Origin of the sequence: Empedobacter sp. UBA7252, from assembly GCF_002472765.1 — a bacterium.
Lineage (GTDB): Bacteria > Bacteroidota > Bacteroidia > Flavobacteriales > Weeksellaceae > Empedobacter > Empedobacter falsenii_B.
Map to the genome: position 1 here is coordinate 1 of NZ_DKSQ01000096.1, position 6,075 is coordinate 6,075.

Genomic DNA, 6,075 nt, shown 5'->3' on the forward strand with positions numbered 1-6,075 from the left:
GCTAAAACCTTTTTTACGTTTCATTCAATCATTTTCTTAACGCGTGAGTTTTAATGCCGTTTTCTTAATTCTTTTTCAATATTCAAATTCATTTTAACAATGAATTTAAAAACCGTCCTTATTTAAGAATGTTTATTTATTGACCTTTAATATTTTACGTTGATTTATTGTTAATGAATAGGAATTTAAAATCCGACGATTTAGAATCGAAATGTAATTCAACTCTAAATTATTAGAATATAAAAGTTGGAGTGTTTGAGTGAAACGAGTTGCCAACTTTATGGAAATAATTTAGTTAGTTGAATCATTGAGAGTCTACTGTCGGCATCTTTTTTTGTTTCGTTTTTTTGGATGCTCTTCCCCGAAGGGCATATGAATACCAATAATTAAAATAAACAGGAAATGAATAAAAAATGAAAGTAAGAATTTAAAATGGTCACTGAGGTACTCTAAGTGCAGAATCTTTCCATCACTTCTTTTCTAAATCAAATTCACTTTTAAAAAGGAATTTCAAAAACCGTCATTGCTGAATAGTCGAGTGTCAATTCGACGTAGCGAGTGTTAAAATGATTTACTGTTCACATTTTATATGTGAATGATTTAAAGCATTTAGCGAGTAGTCGTTATTGACCGATTTGGAAGCACTATACCTAAGCTCCACTGGAGCTTCTCCTCTTAATCTCAAATGTTTTTGTGTCAAGACAAAAATGAACGTATGTACCTAAGCTCCACTGGAGCTTCTCCTTTTAATTTCAAATTCTTAATATCAAATGTTTTTTCATCAAGGTTCCCCGTAGGGCATATGAATTCATTTGAAAACAATAATAACACATGAATAAAAAATCAATGAAATATAGTTTTGAAAAACGAGAATAATCTTTCTATCACTTTTTTGAGAGCAAAAAAGTAATCAAAAAACTCTTGGCTGTAAACCTCTCGACTAAAAATGTTCTCATTTCACTAAAGATTTTAAAAAACCCTACGGGCTAAAACCTTTTTTACGTTTCATTCAAACATTTTCTTAACGCGTGAGTTTTAATGCCGTTTTTTTAATTCTTTTTCAAATACCTAATACATTGTACATAAAACATAATACAATTCCCACATTTCATTAAAACAAAAAAATACCAAGAATAAAATTCTATTTCTAAAACCTTATTCTCGGTAATGACTAAACAAACAGTAGATAGAACTGAGATCATACGCTTGTTATAACACCTCGTGTTTCCCTAAATAGGTACTGGTACTAGCTTGTGTTCTTTTCTCTGTGTTGAGGTAGATCCACACATCAACTTCTTTGTTTTGGTAGGGAGTAGGTAAATTAACGCTTGCTAAAAGGGTATCACGTGTCGCAATTTCTTCGGAGATGTAGAAACTATTCAGTTCCTCACAATAGCAAACCACGTTTACAAGATCCGTTTCTTTCGCATTTCCTTGCCCTGAGTTATCTTCCCAACTAAAACTAAATGTACCAGCTGTTGTGGCATCAAGCTCTGGAAGCTGAAAATCTAATAACTCGCCTTTGGTAATGAGAACACGTGCTACGATAATAACAGGTAAGTCTAGCACCATTTCTACAGCATTGGTTAGGGTATAGGAAGTAGCATTGTTAAAACGAGATTGTTTACCTGCTTTATTCCCAAAATACCTGTTTTGGATAGAACGCAATGGTTGTAAAAAATCAATAGTTTTCCTAAACTTTACCCGTTGGATTAACTGCTCCTCTGTAGGTGCTTTTTTTGATGCTTTTGGTAGACTTCGGATAATATCCTTTCCACGCCAGTTAACACCAATCACTGTTCCTACTTTTCCTGAGAATCCGCCAAGGATTCCTTTTTTAATTTCGGCCATAATCTTAATTTTTTATGTTATGTAGCAGCAAGTTAGTGGAATAATGCATTGGTTTTGAAGTTTGCAAGACACCATGTCTAGTATAGACCATTAATGACCGCTATTGTCCATTTTTGTCCGGTATGGAGGAGAAATGAAAAAAGACAGAAAACACAACTTTCCTTTATTAGAGAGGGTTTGAGACAAAAATGATAAAAGTAGAAATAGGGTTTGTTCGAGTGTTGTTCGAGTGTCCTTCGACAACGGTTCGGAAAAAGAGGTGTTTTGTCGAACAACGGTCGAACAAGTGTCGAAGGATTGTCGAACAAAATAGGGGTGAAGTAAAGGAAAAATAAACAGGTTTTTATTTGAAACGGTAGTTATTTCATTAATGAATTCGACTATACCTAAATGATAATATAAGATTGCAGAGAAAAAAATCATGATTAAATTAATAGATTTTTTTAAAAAAATATTAATTTTGCAGTAGATAAAAAGGAAATGGTGTTCTTCCTTACCCAACCGCTTTATAAAAAGCTGATGACGCCTGATTAAATAAAATGATCTAAGCATTTTAATCAGGTAGTTATGCAATTAAAACAAACAAAATCTTTTAGCAAAAAAATAAATTTACAGTTACATCTGTTGTTTAGACAATTTCCTGCAATTCCTTATATTTTAAAATGGGCATTTTTATGTTCTCTTATAGGACTGTGTGTAGGTAGTGCTTCGGCAGGTTTTCTTCAATCATTAAATTGGGTTACAAATTATCGTGAAAATCATTTATGGTTAATTATATTTTTACCGATTGGTGGTTTCTCTATTGGTTTACTTTATTACTATTTTGGTAAAAACATTGAAGCTGGAAATAATTTACTTATTGACACAATACATAATCCAAAGGAAATAATTCCTTTTAGGATGGCTCCGTTTGTATTTATAGGAACACTTGTTACCCATATGTTTGGAGGCTCAGCAGGTAGAGAAGGAACTGCATTACAAATGGCAGGAGCAATTGCAGATCAATTTATTAAACCATTTCGATTGATAGAATATGAGCGAAAAATTTTAATTATTTCAGCCATTTCAACTGGTTTTGGTTCAGTGTTTGGCACACCATTAGCAGGAGCCATTTTTGGTTTAGAAGTTTTTTTAATAGGACGATTAAAATACGATGCTATTTTTCCTGCATTTTTGTCCGCAATTATAGCTGATTTAGTTACCAAACTTTGGCATACTGAGCATACACATTATCATATCGATTTTGTTCCTGAAATTTCATTTCTCAACATTTTTTTTACCATTATAGCAGGTGTTATTTTTGGTATATGTGCAGCAACATTTAGTAAATCTATGCATAAGACAAGTGCTATTTTTAAATCAAAAATAAGTTTTCCACCTTTTCGTCCTTTAGTAGGAGGTACAATCGTAGCTCTTGCAGTTTGGATAATTGGTACCACAAAATATATTGGTTTGGGCGTACCAACAATTGTTGAATCTTTTGAAGAGCAATTGCCAGCGTATGACTTTCTATTGAAAATGATTTTTACCATTTTAACACTCTCAGCAGGTTTTAAAGGAGGAGAGGTAACACCTTTGTTTTTTATTGGAGCTACTTTGGGGAGTGCAATAAGTATTTTTATCCCATTACCGATTGGACTTTTAGCAGGAATGGGGTTTGTTGCAGTTTTTGCAGGAGCAACAAATACGCCGTTAGCTTGTAGTATTATGGCACTTGAACTTTTTGGTGTTGATTGTGGAGTATATGCTGCTATAGCTTGTGTTGTTGCATATTTGATTTCTGGTAACAACAGTATTTATAATAAACAAATGATTGGTGAACCAAAGTATAAGAGATTTTTAAATCAAAAAGGTAAACGATTAAATGAACTCTAAAAACATTTACATGAACTCAGAATTACATAATATAAATATAGTGAGAATATATTTTGGTTATGGACAGCAAGCCAAAGGACAGTCTTTCTGGCAAAGACTTTGGAATAATAATTTAGGTCAATTACTTTTGAAAAGAGCAAAAGAAATGAACATTAACCAAGCAGCAATCTTTATAGCTAAAGCAGGTTACTTGCACAATGATAGTATTAGTTTTAATATTTCAGAAATTCCATCAAACAAGAACCCAGTTTGCCTCGAACTTATTGATACACCTAAAAATTTGAAAAATTACTTAATAAAGAACAAAGCATTACTTTCTGAGGCAAATATTGTTTTGTTCAATGAGAGTAGTTTTAAATTATCACAATAGAAAAGAAGAAAAGAGAAATACAGATGTCAATATTATTTTCAAAAAAAAATATATTATACTTAGTTAATTGATAAAATGAAAACAGTAAATTGTTCGCTTATATTAATATTGGTTTTTCTAAATATTGAATAGTTCAGTAAAATGAAAATTTAGTAATTTATATTTTTCGATTATTCTTATTTATTTAAATACTTTTTCATAATATTCAATACATTTTTGAGAGATTGTTCTGTAATTAAAATGGTTGACTTTTCTATCATTCTAGTTCTAAAATCATCACAACAAGCAATAATTCTAAATCCATCTTTTGTTTCAATAAACTTTGGACTTTCATTGTGATCAGAACATTTTTCTAATTCAATAATATCTTTAATAAATTCGTAGTTAATTTTATCCATGGTAGAGAGCTTTTATAAAATTATTTAATTTATTATTTTTTATCTTTTAAGTTAACCCCATTATAATTTTAAAAATTGTGAGATATTATAAATTTTAATTTTACTTGATTCGAATAAAATTATACAGTTCATCATAAAAAAACATCAACTCATCATTTTATTTTTGAACATTATAAAGATCGCTAATATTTTTGAATCAAAATAATTAACATATAATCAAATCACAATGAAAAAATTTGTAAATATCATTAAGTTTATATTCATATCAATTTTAAGCATTTTTATACTTGTATTTATTTACTTTTTTATAAGTAATAAATTGTTTTTAGAATCAAAAAATGAGAGTAATTTGTCATATTTAGCTCAAAATAAAACTGACGTTACAGATTCAATTGATGAAAAACTATTTGATAATGATTTTTATAAATCAAAGGTTTTTCTGCTAGGCGAAATTCATGGATATGCAGATAATCAAAAATTAGATAAAGAGCTACTTTTTTTCTTAAATAGAAAGTTAGGTGTGAGATACTACATAGCAGAAATGGATAGCATAACAGCAAAAAAAATAAATATTTTTTTAGAGGATAGTTTGAAAGATAGGCAAATATTAAAAGAAGTAGTATTAGCAATAAAGAAAAGAATACCACAACAGTCTAGTCAAGAATTATTTGATAAATGGAGTGAAATATATGACTATAATCAAAAAATAGCAGATTCATTAAAAATAAAAGTAATTGGGATTGACAAAAATTTTGACGATAACTCAAAAGAGTCCAGAGATTTAGCAATGGCAAAAAATTTTAAGAATACAATCAAAAAATTGAAACTTGAAAATGAAAAATTTTATGGTCTTTTTGGTTATTATCACGTTTTGCAAAATGCAACTGAAAATGGGAGAGGAACATTCGCTTCTGAATTAAAAAAATCAAATATTAAAACAACAAGTTTTGTTAGTTATACTATAGATAGTGAAATGTATATGCCAAAAAATCCTCAGTTTCCTACTCCAGAAAATGAAAAAATAGATTGGATAAATGCAGACGGTCCTTTACAATTGGTAAAAGGAATCAATGATCTAAAAGAATTAAGCAAGCCAAATACAATAACACTTTTTAAGTTAAATTCACAAAATTCGCCTTACAACAATTCGAAGTATTTAATCAATGTAAAATCTAGAATTTTTGGAGAAAATATAGTTCCTCAAAATGGTAGATTTACAACAGATTATTTTCAATATGTGTTTGTATTGAGAAATTCGCAAGCGCTTACAAAAATGAAATAGAAACAAACTTTTAAAAAATGTTTGATACAACATCATGACAAATAACGTTTATGTTTGACTTTCGTTTTTTTGATACTTGTTTCTAAATTATATGACATTTTTATAATACTTTTTACAATAATTTAATCTGCATTAAAGCTTTTCCAAAAGTCACATGAACTATTAAAAAACAATTAAAAGTTTATAATACATTTTACAATTCAAACACAGCATGTAAATATACAGTTGGTATTTTGAATGAAAAAAGGCTGAATTCCTTTATAGAATCAGCCTTGTATGATGTTTTAAATAATATTTTA

At 29.3% G+C, this 6,075-nt stretch carries 5 protein-coding genes and 1 riboswitch; of the genes, 3 read left to right on the plus strand and 2 right to left on the minus strand.

Annotated features, from left to right (window positions below; genetic code table 11):
- Positions 1 to 1,209 precede the first annotated feature (1,209 nt).
- Positions 1,210 to 1,851: a DUF6266 family protein gene (locus B2X73_RS13710; RefSeq protein WP_180906566.1), complete on the minus strand. Its 642-nt coding sequence runs from the start codon at positions 1,849 to 1,851 to the stop codon at positions 1,210 to 1,212.
- 467 nt (positions 1,852 to 2,318) lie between these two features.
- A riboswitch (Fluoride riboswitch) is annotated at positions 2,319 to 2,387 on the plus strand.
- 31 nt (positions 2,388 to 2,418) lie between these two features.
- Between B2X73_RS13710 and B2X73_RS13715 the strand changes: the two genes are divergently transcribed.
- Both B2X73_RS13715 and B2X73_RS13720 read left to right on the plus strand, forming a co-directional pair.
- Positions 2,419 to 3,726: a voltage-gated chloride channel family protein gene (locus B2X73_RS13715; RefSeq protein ID WP_221856773.1), complete on the plus strand. Its 1,308-nt coding sequence runs from the start codon at positions 2,419 to 2,421 to the stop codon at positions 3,724 to 3,726.
- A gap of 10 nt (positions 3,727 to 3,736) precedes the next feature.
- Positions 3,737 to 4,096 carry a DUF190 domain-containing protein gene (locus B2X73_RS13720; protein WP_291047616.1) on the plus strand — a complete coding sequence of 120 codons (360 nt, stop codon included), beginning with the start codon at positions 3,737 to 3,739 and terminating at the stop codon, positions 4,094 to 4,096.
- 176 nt (positions 4,097 to 4,272) lie between these two features.
- On the opposite strand, the gene B2X73_RS13725 is transcribed toward B2X73_RS13720, so the two are convergent.
- Positions 4,273 to 4,494, minus strand: coding sequence for a hypothetical protein (locus B2X73_RS13725; RefSeq protein WP_291073401.1), 222 nt, complete (start codon positions 4,492 to 4,494; stop codon positions 4,273 to 4,275).
- Positions 4,495 to 4,720: 226 nt separating this feature from the next.
- Between B2X73_RS13725 and B2X73_RS13730 the strand changes: the two genes are divergently transcribed.
- Positions 4,721 to 5,776 (plus strand): hypothetical protein, encoded by a 1,056-nt coding sequence (locus B2X73_RS13730; RefSeq protein WP_291096721.1) that lies wholly within the window; start codon positions 4,721 to 4,723, stop codon positions 5,774 to 5,776.
- Positions 5,777 to 6,075 lie beyond the last annotated feature (299 nt).